The sequence below is a fragment of the Rhizobium leguminosarum genome (genome assembly GCF_004123835.1).
GTDB classification, from domain to species: domain Bacteria; phylum Pseudomonadota; class Alphaproteobacteria; order Rhizobiales; family Rhizobiaceae; genus Rhizobium; species Rhizobium leguminosarum_M.
In genome coordinates this window covers 79,177-95,837 of record NZ_MZMU01000003.1, presented here as the reverse complement: position 1 = coordinate 95,837, position 16,661 = coordinate 79,177, and the positions used below count along the sequence as shown (strand labels likewise).

At 60.3% G+C, this 16,661-nt stretch carries 11 protein-coding genes and 1 pseudogene; 3 read left to right on the top strand and 9 right to left on the bottom strand.

Annotated features, from left to right (window positions below; genetic code table 11):
• Positions 1–172 precede the first annotated feature (172 nt).
• Positions 173–1,735, top strand: coding sequence for a glutamine-hydrolyzing GMP synthase (gene guaA / locus B5P46_RS04140; protein WP_129417616.1), 1,563 nt, complete (start codon positions 173–175; stop codon positions 1,733–1,735).
• Between the two features lie 502 nt (positions 1,736–2,237).
• On the opposite strand, the gene B5P46_RS04130 is transcribed toward guaA, so the two are convergent.
• From B5P46_RS04130 to B5P46_RS04110, 5 genes are all read right to left on the bottom strand, one after another.
• Positions 2,238–5,411: a sacsin N-terminal ATP-binding-like domain-containing protein gene (locus B5P46_RS04130; RefSeq protein WP_129417615.1), complete on the bottom strand. Its 3,174-nt coding sequence runs from the start codon at positions 5,409–5,411 to the stop codon at positions 2,238–2,240.
• Between the two features lie 132 nt (positions 5,412–5,543).
• Complete coding sequence (locus tag B5P46_RS04125; RefSeq protein ID WP_129417614.1) at positions 5,544–8,759, bottom strand: DEAD/DEAH box helicase; 3,216 nt, start codon at positions 8,757–8,759, stop codon at positions 5,544–5,546.
• On the bottom strand, positions 8,740–9,291 hold the full coding sequence (locus B5P46_RS04120) for an RNA polymerase sigma factor (protein ID WP_129417613.1): 552 nt from the start codon (positions 9,289–9,291) through the stop codon (positions 8,740–8,742). Before B5P46_RS04120 ends, B5P46_RS04125 begins: the two co-directional genes overlap by 20 nt.
• 773 nt (positions 9,292–10,064) lie before the next feature.
• Positions 10,065–10,664: an NADPH-dependent F420 reductase gene (locus B5P46_RS04115; RefSeq protein WP_245456103.1), complete on the bottom strand. Its 600-nt coding sequence runs from the start codon at positions 10,662–10,664 to the stop codon at positions 10,065–10,067.
• Between the two features lie 215 nt (positions 10,665–10,879).
• Positions 10,880–11,614: an SDR family NAD(P)-dependent oxidoreductase gene (locus tag B5P46_RS04110; RefSeq protein WP_129417611.1), complete on the bottom strand. Its 735-nt coding sequence runs from the start codon at positions 11,612–11,614 to the stop codon at positions 10,880–10,882.
• Between the two features lie 292 nt (positions 11,615–11,906).
• Between B5P46_RS04110 and B5P46_RS04105 the strand changes: the two genes are divergently transcribed.
• Entirely contained in the window at positions 11,907–12,803 is an 897-nt protein-coding gene (locus B5P46_RS04105; RefSeq protein WP_129417610.1) for a LysR family transcriptional regulator, read from the top strand.
• A 79-nt stretch (positions 12,804–12,882) separates the two neighbouring features.
• Here the strand turns inward: B5P46_RS04105 and B5P46_RS04100 are convergent, their stop codons facing one another.
• The 3 genes from B5P46_RS04100 to B5P46_RS04090 form a co-directional block, all read right to left on the bottom strand.
• Entirely contained in the window at positions 12,883–13,413 is a 531-nt protein-coding gene (locus tag B5P46_RS04100; protein WP_129417609.1) for a dihydrofolate reductase family protein, read from the bottom strand.
• A 254-nt stretch (positions 13,414–13,667) separates the two neighbouring features.
• Positions 13,668–14,549: an AraC family transcriptional regulator gene (locus B5P46_RS04095; protein WP_129417608.1), complete on the bottom strand. Its 882-nt coding sequence runs from the start codon at positions 14,547–14,549 to the stop codon at positions 13,668–13,670.
• 222 nt (positions 14,550–14,771) lie between these two features.
• Complete coding sequence (locus tag B5P46_RS04090) at positions 14,772–15,614, bottom strand: SDR family NAD(P)-dependent oxidoreductase (protein WP_129417607.1); 843 nt, start codon at positions 15,612–15,614, stop codon at positions 14,772–14,774.
• A gap of 192 nt (positions 15,615–15,806) precedes the next feature.
• On the opposite strand from B5P46_RS04090, the pseudogene B5P46_RS34805 reads away from it, so the two are divergent.
• Positions 15,807–16,011 (top strand): annotated as a pseudogene (locus B5P46_RS34805) (GNAT family N-acetyltransferase); the annotation flags it as partial.
• An 86-nt stretch (positions 16,012–16,097) separates the two neighbouring features.
• On the opposite strand, the gene B5P46_RS04080 reads toward B5P46_RS34805, so the two are convergent.
• Positions 16,098–16,643: a YbhB/YbcL family Raf kinase inhibitor-like protein gene (locus B5P46_RS04080; RefSeq protein ID WP_129417606.1), complete on the bottom strand. Its 546-nt coding sequence runs from the start codon at positions 16,641–16,643 to the stop codon at positions 16,098–16,100.
• Positions 16,644–16,661 lie beyond the last annotated feature (18 nt).

Below are 16,661 nucleotides of genomic sequence, written 5' to 3'. Positions count from 1 at the left end.
TAAACCGCAAACCCATCGTACTTGTGAATTTTTTCGCTTTTGGAAGCGTCCGATAACCGTTTTTGAATGGCAGGTGACAGGTTGGAGGGGGCGGGACAATTGGAACAATAAAAACCCGACGCCACCGATTTCCCGGATTGCCAGGCGAAGCGCTTTTCATTAAAGCCTCGCCATGACCCAGACAGCACATCCCGACTCCGTTCTCATCGTCGATTTCGGCAGCCAGGTGACCCAGCTCATCGCACGGCGTGTGCGCGAGGCCGGCGTCTATTGCGAGATCGTCCCCTTCCAATCGGCCGAAGAGGCCTTTCGGCGCCTGCAGCCGAAGGCCGTGATCCTGTCCGGCAGCCCGGCTTCCACGGTGGACGAGGGATCGCCGCGAGCGCCACCGATCATCTTCGACAGCGGCCTGCCGGTGTTCGGCATCTGCTACGGTCAGCAGACGATGTGCATGCAGCTCGGCGGCAAGGTCGAGAGCGGCCATCACCGCGAATTCGGCCGCGCCTTCCTCGAGGTCGACAGGGACTGCCAGCTGTTCGAGGGCCTCTGGTCCTCCGGCTCGCGCCATCAGGTCTGGATGAGTCATGGCGACCGTGTCACCGCGCTGCCGGATGGTTTCGAGGTGGTCGCCACCTCCTCCAACGCGCCCTATGCCTTCATCGCCGACGAGAAGCGCAAATATTACGGCGTGCAGTTCCATCCCGAGGTGGTGCATACGCCCGACGGCGCCAAGCTGATTGGCAATTTCATTCACAACATTGCCGGCATCAAGGGCGACTGGTCGATGTCGGCCTATCGCCAGAAGGCGGTCGAGCAGATCCGCGCGCAGGTGGGCGACAAACGCGTCATCTGCGCGCTTTCGGGCGGCGTCGACAGTTCCGTCGCAGCCCTCTTGATCCACGAGGCCGTCGGCGACCAGCTGACCTGCATCCTCGTCGACCACGGGTTGATGCGCAAGGACGAGGCGGCCGGCGTCGTCGCCATGTTCCGCGAGCACTACAATCTACACCTGCTGCACGTCGATGCCGCCGATCGCTTCATCGGCGAACTCGAGGGCGTCAGCGACCCGGAAACCAAGCGCAAGATCATCGGCCGGCTGTTCATCGAGACCTTCGAGGAAGAGGCCAAAAAGCTCGGCGGCGCCGATTTCCTCGGCCAGGGCACACTCTATCCCGACGTGATCGAGAGTGTTTCCTTCACCGGCGGCCCGTCGGTGACGATCAAATCGCACCACAATGTCGGCGGCCTGCCGGAGCGCATGAAGATGCAGCTCGTCGAGCCGCTGCGCGAGCTCTTCAAGGACGAGGTGCGCGCGCTCGGCCGCGAGCTCGGCCTGCCCGACAGTTTTATCGGCCGCCACCCCTTCCCGGGCCCCGGCCTGGCGATCCGCTGCCCCGGCGGCATCACCCGCGAAAAGCTGGAGATCCTGCGCGAGGCCGATGCGATCTATCTCGACGAAATCCGCAAGGCTGGCCTCTACGACGCCATCTGGCAGGCCTTCGCCGTGCTGCTGCCCGTTCAGACCGTCGGCGTCATGGGCGACGGGCGCACCTATGAATTCGTCTGCGCGCTGCGCGCCGTCACCTCCGTCGACGGCATGACGGCGGACTTCTACCACTACGACATGGAATTCCTCGGCCGCGCCGCGACCCGCATCATCAACGAAGTGCGCGGCATCAACCGCGTGGTCTACGATGTTACGTCGAAGCCACCCGGTACGATCGAGTGGGAGTGATTTTTGCTCCTCCTGCGGCATCCGAAACTACGCCAAGGTACGCCATAACACCCTGATAAATAACAAAAATCACCTCGGCATCTATCGGTGAGCAGAGATAGGGCTTGACGGGCCTCGCCCATATTGATCAGCTCCAAAATTCGAAGTGCCGTCGAGGCAGATGAGTTCCTTGACGGTACTTTTTTGATGTAAACATCTGAAAAGGCGAATTATTTTCCGCCAAGGCACGCCAAAAACCGCATGATGGTACTTTTGGAGGACGCGCGGAAATGCTGACGGATGCTGCACTCAAGGCGCTGAAGCCCCAGAGCAAAATGTACAAGGTCTCGGATCGCGACGGCGTTCGATGCGGGGCTTGTGACATTCGATCAAGATGGGAAGGCCTTACCCTCTTCTCATTTAGACGCGGCGGCGCGTGCAGAATTGAATGTCGACGCCATCAAGCACCTATCTCTGCTTGATGAGCACCGGGTCTATCCGGCCCATTGGGGTGCTCGCGACTTCATTTGACCTCAACGGGCACGGTCGTGTCGTCGACTGTCACGGAGATGATTGTTCGCAGATCGTCGAGATGGACCTGAACAAAACGAACTGCCGTTGCTTCTCCCGCGAGCGTCACCAGAATCTCTGGCGTCTGCGCCGCTCGCAGCTCGGCGATCACGTCTGCATCCGAGCTGGAGCGAGCGTGGCGCCACTTCGCGCTACACGTCGGACAAAGCGCGAGATGATTCTCAACCAATTCCGCCGAGGCCTCAGGGAGCAACTCAGCGGCCTCGAAATAGGGCGACCCGTCGGGAAGATTGAACGGCATAGTTTGATGGCAGGCTTGGCAGATCATCTCGTCCGCGGCATTCGTGTAGAGGTCGAGTAGATACGGTCGTGCCAGCTGCCGGGCGTCCCTGTCACTCGTCCTTACACTGCGCTCGCGAACTTCGTAGGTCTTTGGCGCCGCTGCCTGCGTGCGCTCAGCCATGCGTTCGGCGCGACGGTAAGGATTCGGTGACACGCGCTGCGGAAACTCAGGCGTGCTGGATGCTGTGCGTTCTTGCCGTTGCCACTTAACAAGGATCCGTTTCAGCTCATCTTCCGGGATTTCCGCAAGCTTTCGAGCGGTCTCAGCGTCCGGAAAGCCGAGGGCCTTGGCAGCCTCTTGCTGCCTGCGTTGCTGCTCGAGGGTGGCGGCCGCTTCCGCTTGTGCGCGTGCATTCTGCAACTGAATGCCTTTGCCGAACTCGATTGCTTTGATCCATGGCCAACCCGGATCGAACGTGAATCCATCAGGAAGCAGCTCGACGCGGGCCTGTGCCGGACGCACGAACTCACCAGTGCGTTGTGGGATCCAGGCGTCAGCACGAAGCTGATGGATCAACTGTGAGTCCGCAAAATGAGCGCCGCCTCGTTCGTTCTTGCGGTAAACAGCACGTAGCGGGTTTTGATGATGCGTGGAATCGTAACTGTGCGCGGCGTCGGATAGAGAACACATTGTATTCCAAATCAGTTTAGCGAGCTTCTCCGACTTCTTCGCCGCCAGCAAATGAAAGCGGTTGATTATGTAGTCGCGGTCGATTGGACTGGTGTGTCGTTCACCCGAAACGCTGCGTAGATAGTTCCATCGAGGGTTCTTGCCACATGAGGTTCTAGCCACCGCAATCTTGGTAAGACAGCCTAGCTTTTCAGCGAAGCGCGTGAATTTTTGAGTATCGATTGGCAGTGATTGATAGAAATCCGCCAACGGAGACGGTGGGTTTGAGGTGCCAATGATGCCGAGATATTCGCTTAAACCAGTGCCAAGATATGGATCGTCAAGATAGATTTCGGCTGGCTTGTGCCATCTATTGTCCTTTCCCATGAAGAGGTGGAAGGTCGAGAGTAGCGATCCGCACGACGGATCCTCGTCCAGGAGCTTTATGAACCGGCGCATATGCGAAAGATATTCGCGCTGGTTCAGTGTGCGGGCGGAGTTCACGTAGGTGCTCTTGAGTATCGCTTCGACGAGTTGGCGTTCGCCAACCTTTGTTGCCCCGATATCTTCCAGAAATTTTCGTGCGCTTTCCTGCTGCGCCTTGCTCTTGCCCGCCGTGTAGACCGCCGGATCAACACATCGCACGCCACGTGTTTTCACGTCGTGATTGTCTAAGAAGTGACACTTTGGGCCGCATTCATAAGCGCCTTCGGAGAGGCGTACGATTTTGCAGCGCTTCAGCCTGTACAGCTCGTCCTGAGCTTCGCTATCCTTTGCAAGCAGGGCATAGAACTGCTGGTGCCATTCCATACTCTTCCCGGCGAGCCATGCCATGAACTCAGTATTTACGCCACGCCAGTTGCCTTCGGAGGCCTTCTGGTCAATGCAGTCGACAAAGGAGGCAATGTCCCAATCCTTGATCGCGAGACCATTCATGAATCTTTCGACGTTGGTCCCTTGCAGGGCGCGACTGGCAGCCCATTGTGGGGGCGCTTCGTCGTAGTCGATTAGGAATTCGATGTCGTCGGAGCTGAGCAGCTCCTTGAGGGACGACTTGGCCTGAATCAGCGTTTGTGCCGGCGCGTGTCCCTTCACGTACGTAGGCATCAAGGGTTCTGTGTTTATCGCTCTGCAAATAGAATCGCGTATGCCGAAATAGCGGGGGGCCAATTGGTCTTGCGGGTTTGGCAGTACGGCAAGGAAGTCAGTTGAAAGCAGCCCCAAGTCACGAATTTTGTGAAGGGAAGAGGCGGCCAATACGGCAAGCTGTTCGAACAGAGGCTTGTTGGCTGGCGTTTCCTTGATGCTAGCGCGGCTCAACTCTGGGACAAAAGGGGCGTGGAGATGGAACCTCAGTCCCGAGGTCTCCTTGCCCGCGGGGAAGAAAACAGCAACCTGGCCCGGCACCGATACGATCTTGAGCTGCTGCGAGAGCGGCTTGTCACTAGAGAACATCTGAGCGTTCGGAAGGAAGTCCAGAGCGAACGCAACTGCGACTCGTTGCTTCTCCAGGCCTGCCACGGGTTGATCGAATTTCAGGAAATGGGAGCTGGTCGTCGTCTGTCCGTTGATCTGTTTCATCACCTCTAAATGGGAATCAGTATGGGCGATGCGCAGAATTGCACCCGACAGATCGTGCCCAACTCGCCATTTGATCGACTCGATGTTTGGCAGAAACAGCAGGGTCGTCTCTGCCAATTCGCTCAGGCCCGCTTTGATTTCGGAGAAGGCCGCTTGGGTCGCTTTGTTCGGATTGTTGAACGGCAGCCAGAATTTCGTTTTCCCGCCGATCGACGGATCACTGGCGACTGGCTCCGGCATCACCAATCGCGAAATTTGAAATGAGAAATCGGCCGAGTAAATTGTGGGTGTGAGCGTGTAGACGAATACAGATTTGAAGCCAACACCGAACTTTCCGATCTGATCGGGCGATTTTTTCTTGGTGCTGTTGTGGATACCGGTGATGGCCCGCACATCAGGTTCAGTGAAAGCGCGCGTGCCATTGTGCTCGAACCAACAGCCTTTCTCAGTCAGGAAGAACGCAACATCGGTCGCACCAGTATCTTCAGCATTTTGCAGCAACTCGAATACGAAGTGCGCCTGGTCCGGGTAGAAGTCCTCGAAAATATCGAGGTTGATATCCCCTTCATTCGCGTCAAGGCCGTCGAGAAATTTTCGACGTTGCGCCATCAAAGCGTCAAGGAACGCACTCATGCCAAGGCCTCCTTAGTCGCGGCCGTTCCAAGGACGACTGATTCCTCGCTGCGCTGCACGTTAGATTGCCCATGTAGCCGTGGAAGTTTTCGCGTCCCTCTGCCTTGCGTTGTTTCGAAGCATTGCACGACGTCAGCCCTCCAACTCAATCACACCGGCGACGACGCGCCGGGCAAGGATGTCAGCACGTGCCTCATCGCGGGCTAGGCTCGCCAATGCCTCCAGGAAATCCGCTGCCGCGCGCGAGATTTGAGCAGTCCGCATGCGCCGGATCCGCTCTTCGCTCGCAAGGGCGGCTTGCTCCTCCAACACGGCCAGGCGAGCCCGATGACTAGCGTTCAGGCTGTCGCGGCGAAACCGCGCGATTTCGGCTGCCTGGGCGATGTGCGCCGCGCGACGTTCGAGCCACAGATCATGGTGCCAGCTATCCAATGCCTCCAGCATCGACATGGTCGGAAGTGTGCCCGACGGGGCGTCCCGCGCCGATAGAAGGAGATCCATGAAGACGCGTGCGATCTCGGCGTCGGCGACTACCGGTACCAGGATGGCGTCCTCCTTCAGCCCGACGAGTTGCCACTGGTATATCGCGAACGGATGGCAGCCAGGCGGCAGGCCAGGTGCCTGCACTGCGAGCGAAACATGAACCTCCTCATCGCCTGCCAGGGCACGAGCGGCGGCCTGAGTAAGCGGGTGTACTGGCGTTACGAATGAGAGCTTCCGATCAGTGTTGGCGGTAGCGCGATCGAAAGTTAGGCCTAGCGTCTGCTGATCCCCGCGCAGCCAGCCCTCCCATTCGCGATCGAGAAGGTTTGGGCGCACTCCGCGTGTTCGCTGTGGCACCAGCCGCCGCCGGGCTTCGGTCGAAAGACGCAAGGTCTTGGCCGGCCCTTGGCCCGAGATGGGTGTGCGGCCAACCTCGAGCGTGCGCTCCAGATAGAGACCGATGAGGCGCTCGAGCGCTTCGGGTTCGAGCCAGCGGCTCGATGCCTCCGCGATCTCGTCGTCGATGCGGCGCGAGACGCGTACACCGAACAGTTCGGCTTCGCGCTCTTCGAGCGCTTCGGTCTCGGCGATCTGGCGTATCTCGTTGTCGGCAAGCTGCTGGAGGCGGACTTGACGCTCGCTCGGTGTGAGCGAAAAGTCCTCTGCCACTTGCTGCAGCCGGGTCGCGATCTCTCCGAGGATGGCCTCGCTACCGCCGATCGCCCGCTCGAAAATTCCTATGCGCAGTAGGCAACGCTCATAGATGTCGAAGTCCACCGTACCCGGCGTGACCAGATTGTAGATCGCCACCGTTTCGCTGGTCTGGCCGTAGCGGTCGATGCGGCCGATGCGTTGTTCGATCCGCATTGGGTTCCAGGGGATGTCATAGTTCACCAGCGCGTCGCAGAACTGAAAATCCAGCCCCTCGGAACCGACCTCCGATGAGAGCAGCACATCGATCGCATCGGGGTCGTCGGGTTCCAGTGCAAAGGCGCGACGAAGCACGCGGCGATCGTCGTCACCAACGTCACCATGGATCAGCCCCACGCGCACGCCTTGTAGACGCAGGGCCGTCTCGACGTAGGCGAGCGTATGGCGGAAGGCGCTAAACACGAGCAACCGCCGGTTCGCCATCATGCCCTTCTCGGCGACGATAGTGAGCAGACGCTCGAGCTTCGGATCGGTCGGGGCCAGCAGACGCGCTTGCGCCAGAACCGCAGCGATCTCGTCACGAATTGCGTCGATGCCGTTGTCGAGCACGTCGACAGCTTCGTCATCGATCTCGACGCGTTCTATGTCCGTCAGGCGCCGAGTAAGGATCGTCTCTAGGAATGGCACGAGACCATGCAATGAACTCGCTGCCTGCCGGCGGATCGTCGTCATCAGGAAACCGAGCGGGCCGGTGCCGTGCGTCCGCTGATAAACAGCGCGCTGCACCTCAAGGATCGCATCATGGACGGTTTGCTGTTCGGAGGTGAAGGGGACAGCCACGGTCTGCGGCTTGCGTGTCGTGAACTCGCCGATGTCGCGGCGGCGCGTGCGGCTGATCATTGAGGCAAAGCTATGAAGCGCTTCCACGCGCTGGATAAGGCGTACGCGGCCGTCGTCGTCGCGCGTTTCGCCTATCGCCGCCATTACGGCGCGATATTCAGGTGACGGCGCGAGCATGACGCGTCCCCAATCTGTCGCCGCCGCCCGGCGAAGATTCTCCAACGCCTTTTCCTGCCAGTCCAGCTGACCGCCCCGGACTGCCGCAACGGCGGCATTGATCTCGCTGTTGGGCGCGGCCATCCGCTCGAATGTCGGTCGGTCAATGACGAGGTCGGGTCGGAGCAGGTTCAGCAGCGAGAATAAATCACCTGTACCAAGCTGGATGGGTGTCGCGGTCACGAGGACGACTGCCTCGGCATTGTCGGCGAGGATTCGGAGGCCTTGGTGAAGATTGGTGTCGGTGTTCCGCGCGTTGTGTGCCTCGTCAACAATGAGCAGGTCGAACCGCGGCGGCGTGTCGAGTGTGGCCAGTCCCTTCGACCGAGTGCCGCCACGGCGCATCGGATACCCGTGCAGTAGGTTCTCATTAATCAGGGAGAAGGGAAGGATTGCGCGGGCGTGGCGTTCCGGCCATTCCCCGTCTAGGTCCGTTTGATCGAGGCAGTGACGGAGGTCTGTCCCAGATAGCGTCACGAATTCCTCGTCGAAACGTCGCATCTCGCGATGCCATTTCTCTTCGACCACCAGCGCCTTTGAGCAGACTACCAAGACTGAGCGCAGCGGTCGGCGCGCCTGCAACTCGCGCAGCAGCAAGCCTGCCTCGATGGTCTTGCCGACGCCGACCTCGTCGGCGACGAGAAGCCTCGGGCGATCGGCGCGGATGAACTTCAGGACCGGGCGGAACTGATAGGGGATGAAGTCGATCCGGCCGGATTGCAGCGAATAGAGATTGGCTAGACTAGGCGCGGCGAGCTGCAGCGCGGTCAGTCGGGCATTCAACTCGTTGACGGTCGCGCCCATCGCCGCGGGCGCGATGTCGGCTGGCAGCAGTTGGCTCGCATAAAGTGTCTCCACCCGACGGTCGATGAACACGCTGTAACGCGTCGCGCGGTTGCTTGGCGCGATAGCAGTGACCACTCCGACCCGCTTCGGATCGGAGCGCAACGCCACGGTCTCGCCAACCGAAAAATCGGTTCGTTCCGACTGCGCTGCTGCAGCCACGCGTGCCTCGATCATGGCGCGCACTTTCGTTTCGAGCGCGGCCACGTCGACGCCATTGTCGATAGCGACGCGCACGATCTCCTCGGGGCTCGCATCGAGAACGCCTTCCGCCAGAAGCGCTAATGCATGATCGTCAGTGACGCGGGGACTCATGATTCCATCCTGAATGAAAGGCCTCGAACAGTTGGCGCATCATTCGTCGACGCGCCGTGTCATATTGGGTTGTGTTCATGCGGAGAGCGGCCTGAGCATCCTCGCGGTCGCTGTCTGCAAGGATGTGCTGGAATACACCCAGTGCCGGCGGATCTGCGCCGAGCGCGCGCTGCATTCGAGAGACTAGGTCTGCCATCTCGTAACAAGCCGCTGGGTTGTGGCTCTCCTCCTCGAATATTTTATCCTCATCTTCCTTGAGCGGTTCGCGGCGGTCTTCCTGCCTCCACTGGCTGGCGATGCTCCGCATCACCTGCGAAAGGAAGGCAGGCAATGGCACGTCACTTGGCCATGGCCGGCGACCGGACAGCACGCGGTCGAGTGCCTCGTTGAGCAGATCGTCCGCACCGTGCTGGCGCAGCCCAGTCGCCCAGACGCGAGCGAGCGCAGCAAGACGCAGGAGATCCGGCCTGCGCAACCGGCCTATGGTGCGGCGAACCTCGCCGGGGGTAAGATGCGTCGCCTCATCGTCCATTAGTCGCCGACCAAGCCCTCACTGAAGAGTCTTGCGCCGCTGGCGGGGAGATTGGGAAAGCAGGTCAGAAAAAAATTCAGAAACTACTGATCCGGAGGCCCCAAGTGGTTCAAAGGCGCAACGCCACCTTAACGACGACTATCAGTGAGCGGCAGTGGGAAATCGGAGGTCCGATCGCGCCAGCAGCAGAATAAAAGGCGATTGCGACTCACACGTCTGCATCTGCGATATGTTATACTGAAATGGCTGGCAAGGACTCGTCGCGGGTGGTGCCTGAATGAGAAATCCGATAAGGCTTGACGGTACTTTTCTACAGGCCGGGCATTGTTCAACGCGCCGGCTCGATGCAAGAAGATCGTCGACTGACACCGATAGTTGGCGAAACCACGAAAAAATTCCGACCAAATTTTCCTGCAAAATCAAAAGCGTAACTTTTGACGGCCCGAGTGTCGGAATTCTCGGATCTGCACGAAAAAATTTGCAGTGATTTCAATTGGTTATGAGATGATTAAACAATCGAGTGGGAGTGAAGGGAGTACCGTGGAGTAGTATCGAGCGAATCCTAGGCTATCGATAGCAGTCGATAGATTCTGGGCGACCCGCAGATCCGCCGCTCTGTCGGGCGTCTCCTCGCTCTTCGAACGGCGCCCATACGCCGTCAGGCCACCCCAACCTTCGCGACTTTGTGGCCTTCAAATATTCGGTCGCGCGCTGCTCGAAGACGTTAGCGCGCGCGACCAGTTCTCGGCGTCGATCACACGGTCGTCGATCGATTACTGCTCCTTCTTGAACAAATCCTGGAAGATGAGCTGGCCCCAAGTGCGGCCGCGTGCGTGCACCAGCGCGCCACCCTCGTTGAGCTTTCCCAGGTTGACGGGTGCGAACCCGAGTTGTTTGGCCAAATCCGCCACGGGAGCGGTCGCGTCCTCGTCGTCGCTCGACAGAAAGACCACCCGGTGGCCGCCCTCGACGATCGGATCGGCGGCCAGGGTGGCCGCAATCAGGTGATTGAACCCTTTAACGAGCTTGGCGCCGGTGAACGCCTTGGCGACGAAGGCGGAGGACGTGAGGCCGTCCAGCTCCTCAGGCACTGGAAACGCGTTCGTCGCGTCGATGACTGTCTTGCCTTCCCAGCTCGGCAGGGCCTTTGCAACCTCGCGGTGTTCCCCGAACGGGACTGCCAAGATGATCGTGTCGGCCTCGAGCGCATCCCGCAGCGACCTGGCGACGACCGTGGGTCCAATCGCCCGAGCCTGCGGCGCCAACGCCTCGGGCGGCCGGCGGCTCGCGACGGCCACCTCGATGTTTTTACGGGCGAAGGCGTGGGCGAGGGCCTGACCTATCTTGCCGAATCCTACAATTGCATAGCTCATAATACTTCTCCGATTTGTATTGATATTCATTCCCCGGCCTTCAACGGCGCTGGGTTATCCGTTTCGCTGCATGGCGACTTCGCGAGATCTTCGGACCGCCACCGCAAGCGATGCGCGTCAGCGGTTCGAATTCTTGAATTGACTCGTAGACCTCCTGCCGTGAACGACTTCCGCGCGGCCGGACGGTCAGCCACGTCCGGCGATCCGGCGCGATTTCAGATGGCCGAGAAGCCGCCGTCGACAGACAATTCCACCCCATTCACGAAGCTCGAATCGTCTGAAGCAAGAAACAGCGCGACCGCCGCAATTTCCTCAGGACGGCCCATCTTTCCCCGCGGGATCAGGGATTCGAACATCCGCTTCGCCTCCTCTGTGAGAACTTGGTCCTGCATCGGTGTGGCGATCGGCCCCGGGCTCAGCACGTTCACCCGGATATTCCTGCCCTTCAGCTCGTTGAGCCAAGTGCGTGCGAATGAGCGCAACGCCGCCTTGCTCGCCGCATACACGCCGTAACCAGGAAAACCTTTCACCGAAGCAACTGACCCGGTCATGAAGATCGATCCGCCATCGTTGAACAGCGGCAGCGCCTTTTGAACCGTAAACAGCGTGCCGCGTGTATTTAGGTTGAAGGCCGCATCGAAATGCTGCTCGGTAATCTCGCCCAGTGGGACGGTTTCGCCCATGCCGGCGCTCGCGTACAGGACGTCGATCCTGCCCTTTTCCCGCTTGACCGTGTCGAACAGACGGTCGATGTCGTCGAGATTGGCCGCGTCGCCGCGCACGCCGGTCACGTTCCGGCCAATCAGCTTGACGGCCTCGTCGAGCGCCTCCTGTCTCCGGCCCGTGATGAAAACATAGGCGCCTTCTTCAACGAACCGCTTGGCGCTCGCCAGCGCCATGCCGCTCGATCCACCCGTGATGACTGCAACCTTACCCTCAAGCTTTCCCATGACTTCTCCTTCCAGGCTCCGCCTTTGATCGTTCGGGGACGCCCCCGAGACCCTCAAAATAGGTCCGCCGGACTCAGGCGTTGAGTGCGGAAGCGCGCATATCGGTGGTGCAAAATCGATCCGGCTGGATGACTGACGCCAGCCGCGACGATCGGTGTCCGCCGTTCGGAATTGGGCCGCGCTCGGCGACATAAGCTATGATGACCGCCCGTTCTGCTATACGAATGCGTTCGATACGGGCTTTGGAAGGCGCACCGCGCGGTGCCGGATTGCACCATGATCGACTGGCACCATGATCGACTGGGATGACATTCGCTACTTTCTTGCCGTGGCGCGCGGAGGCTCAGTGCGGGCTGCCGCCGAGGGCCTCGGCGTGTATCACTCGACCGTGCTGCGACGCATCGCACAGCTCGAGGAACGCCTCGGGGCGCAGATGTTCGAAAAGCTGCCTTCGGGCTACCGCCTCACGGCTGTGGGCGACGAGGTCCTCGAGCTCGCGAACCAGATGGAAGCGTCGTCGCACCAGCTGGAGACGCGCGTCTTCGGGCGCGACCAGAGCGTGCGCGGGCTTCTGCGGGTGACGTTGGCACCGACCCTTGCGACACACCTGCTCATGCCGGACCTCGCCGATTTCGCGCTTCTGCATCCGGATATCGAGATGGAAATCGTGTCGTCCGGCGAGCTGGCAAATCTGACCAACCGAGAGGCCGATGTTGCGATCCGCGTCGTTTACGACCGCAAAACCCTGCCGCTCAATCTTCACGGCCTGAAGGGACCGGAGCTGTTCAGCGGCGTCTACATGTCTCGCGATCGACTGGCCGCGTGGCATGCGGGCGCGCCGGATCCCATCCGGTGGATCGTCATAAGCATTCATGGAATTCCGGATTGGGCCAGCGAGGGTGAGGTTCGCACCACGGGGGTTCCATTCAGGACCACGGACGGCGAGGCGCAGATCGTTGCAGTACGGCAAGGGCTCGGGATGACGACACTGCCGTGCTTCGTCGGAGATGCCGACCCCCTATTGGTGAGGGTGCCGGGCACCGATCTGCACATGCATGGAACGCTCTGGCTTCTCACGCAGGGGGAGACACGCAAAACGAAGCGCGTGCGGCTCTTCACGGAGTTCGTATCCCGCAGGCTCGCCGCATACGCTCCGCTTCTCGCCGGGCTGTCCATATCGCGCGACTGACGCCCGGCAGGTCGCCGGCGACGCCTGCCGTCATCCGGTCGGAAGCCGCGCTGCGATTTTCATCTGGCGAGTCGCGAGATCAAGCCGGAACGTAGGTCAACCTGATCACATCCTCGCCAATCCGGTCATGTGCCATCAGGCGGAGCGGCGGCCGGGGTCCGGCGAAATATGGCTTGCCGTGACCGAGCACGACGGGGTGCAGGTAGATTCGATACTCGTCGATCAGGCCAAGTTCGGTGAGGCTTTGCGCCAAATCCGGGCCGGCAACTTCGATCTCCCCGTCGCGTTCCGCCTTCAGCTCGCGGATCGCGGCCGCAAGATCTTCCCCAACAAGCCTGGCGTTGGGACCGACCGACGTCAACGAGCGCGAGACCACCCATTTCGGCTGGTTCCGCCACGCCGCCGCGAAAGCCTGTTTCTCTGCATCCCATTCAGGATGTTCGTCGTCCCAGTAACGCATGACCTCATACATCTGGCGACCGTACACACTGCCCGCCTGCCGCTGAGCCTCTTCGATGAAGTGGCGGAAGAGCGTTGGGCTTGGCCCGAACGCCATATGATCGACGTAGCCGTCCAGGGACTGGTTCATTCCGAACACAAGCTTAGCCATGCTCACTTCCTTTCCTTAAACGGCATATCCGCGCGCAGGCCTGATTGCATTATGCAATCGGTTGCAAGTTAGTTCAACTGGTTTTATTTCGCAATTGGTTTTTGAAGTGTGCATACATCCCCGACCTGATGGTCGCCAACCGCCATGCGAGTTGCTGACCGGTCAGCCTCGAACATGCTGGCCAACCGGCCTGGGGTGGACAACGGCCTGTCAGCTTCCGGCGATCAGAATGGATAGGCCGCCGTCAGAGGGCGCTATTTCACCGGCAAAAACAGCTCCGCCACCGCCTCATGCTCCACCACCTCCGGGAAGAAGCTCAGCCGCTGGCAATAGATCGGGAAGTCGCGTGCTTCCTCGCCGCTGGCCGGAAGCCAGTCGCGATAAAGGTAGAGCGCGGCAGGCTCCAGATTGTCGGTGTTGCCGACCACACGCAGCACCGCACAGCGTCCGCCAGGGATCTCGCCGGCTTTGATCTCCCCGCCGTTCGCCTCGATCGGTTGGTCGGTCCCGACACAAAGGTCCACGCTATAATCGGCAGGCGACTGAGGACGCCTCTCTGAACGCCAGACATTGAAGGTCGGACTTGTCTTGGGGTGCAGGCCAGCGGCCTTGCGCCAGGCGATGAACCGCTGGATGGTGGCGCCGAGCGTCGCCGGGTCGCCCCGATGCTCCATAATCGCCACCGGCGTGGTGGGCACATTGCGAATTATCACGTCGTCAGTGGTAAAAGTCTTCTGCATGAGCTTGCTCCTTGCATTGTCGAGAGGCCCGAAGGCGGCAAGCCACGGCTCCCAGTCGGGAGACTTCCGGAACGACGAAGGCGATTGCCCGAACCGTTGCCGAAAGGCGCGGGCGAAGGCATCCGGTGCATCGTAACCGGCATCCATCGCTATATCAGTGACGCTTTGGGCGTCCCTGTAGGCCAGCCGGTGCGAAGCACGCTTCAGACGGGCAAGCTGGACATAGCGATGCACGGACAATCCGAAGGTCGCCGTAAACTGCCGGTGGAAATGAAATTTCGAAAAGGCCGCAACACGGCTCACCGTTCCCAAGTCCAGGTCACTATCAAGATGCCGGTCGATATAGTTCAGCACCCGCCGCATCCGGGCCTGATAGTTTTGAACCGCCGCCTTCATCGTCCCTCCTCCGTGGCGGCTCCATCTAGTCGCTGACGGCCATAACCTGCTCGACCGATCTTGCGGTTTGGCATGGATCAGCCGGACACGAAAACCGCATCCGCGCAGATACTCGCCGAGTGCATTGATAGACGGCCTCCTGCCCGGTAATCGAAGTGCCACGCGGCCCCGTACGCGGGAGGGGCGCCCCCCTGATCTCACACGCGCCAACAGGGGGAGTATTCAACCGCTCGCAAAGTTCGCGGCTGTGAGGGGAACAGGCCTGTATCCGTCGACGTCAGCAATGTCGTATTCCGCAGCCAGCTCTGCCGCGACCAAGACGTGCCCGGATTTTGACATCAGTGCAGGGTCTCGCCAAAGTCCGGCGATGACGTGGCCGATGAATTCGGGGGATTCGGAATTGGACAAGTCGAAATATTCAGCGTTCTGCAAGACGGCTTCGGTGCGGACGAGACCCGGATAGAGTGAGACGGCCGCAACATTATGTGGACGCAGATCATGTGCGAAGTCTGCAGCCATCTTATTGGCTGCAGCTTTGGCGACACCATAGATCGCGTTCCCCTCGTAGAGTTGAGCCGCCCAGAACGAAATGTTGACGATGAGACCGCGCTGCGTCGAGATCATCATTGGCGCTACTGCGCGCGACATCATGAAAGCCGCCCTCAGCGCCGTGCCGATCATTGCATCCCATCGCCACGCAGGCTGATCCCAGAAAGCTCGAGGCCAGGTAAATTCGCCATCCTCTACCATGTTTTCATAGCCGGGCCATGCATTGTTCACCAGAATGTCCAGCCTGTTGCCGGCTCGAATCTCTTCGGCCACCCGCTCGGTCTCAGTGTCGTTGCTGTGGTCACAATGATGAATGACCACTCGTCCAGGCAATTTCGCAGCTTCAAGCTCAAGCCCCTCCAGCGAGCCCACGCGCTTACCTCCTAGGTTTGCCTCTGCCTCGGAACGCGTTCTGCCCGTAACATGTACTGTGGCTCCTTCAGCAAGCAGAGCAAGCGCAATCCCGCGGCCGACACCGCGGCTTCCGCCGGTTACCAAAGCGACGACGTCTTTCATGTTGGTAGCCTCCTGGATGATGGTTATGCATCGGCACGGCAGAAGGGAGTGTATTTGGCTGCGACTTGCCTGGCCGGCAAAAATACGGCGCCACCGATCCATTGTGAAGACCGACGGAACAGCGATGCTCCCGGCCCCCCCATCGGAACTAACCACTCGTGACTTCGAAGCGCTGCTGAAGGGCATCGCGCCCGGGGTCGCGGATGCACCACACGGGCCATAGGGCAGCTGCTGGAGTGGGCGCGAAACGATCCTCGCGTGGCGCTGATCTCCGCAGAAACCGGGGCGGCGAATATCGCCTCAGCGTGTCCTTGAACGCAATGGCTTCACCCGCGCCGGCGAGCGTATCGACGCCGAAGACGGTCCGTTGATTTGCTGGGAAGCAGTGACCGTGTAGGCTGGAAGCCCGCACAGGAAACGGCCGGCCGAGGTTCAGTCACCTTGGCCGGCCGTTATCATGAAAGAGACGACTCCGTTCCGGCTTCAGCGGCCGTAAGTGACCTCGACGGAGGCCTTGGCGAGCGTATTGGCCCTGACATAGAAGCCGACCATGGCGGCCGGCGCGGTATCGGGAAGCGGGAGCTTGTCGACCGAGAGCGCATAAACGGTGAACTGGTAGTGATGCGGCTGATCGCCGGCCGGCGGGCATGCGCCGCCATAGCCGGATGTACCAAAGTCCGTGCGACCTTCGACAGTGCCTGCGGGAAGCTTTTTGTCCCCGCTGGCGCCGGTGGCGATCTCCGCGGTATCTGCGGGAATGTTGAACACCGACCAATGCCACCAGCCCGAGCCGGTCGGCGCATCCGGATCGTAAGCCATGATGGCGAAGCTCTTGGTTCCCTCGGGAGCACCCGACCAGGTCAATTCCGGCGAGATGTTCTTGCCCGAGCAGCCGAAGCTGTTGAAGACCTGCGCATCGGCCATCGCCTTGCCGGCGGCCAGATCCTTCGAGGTGAGCTTCATTTCGGCCTGTGCGGCCGTGGCGCCGAAGACGGACGCGGCGAGAAGTGCTGCTGTGATGAAACGCATTCGGTTTTCCTGCGGTTG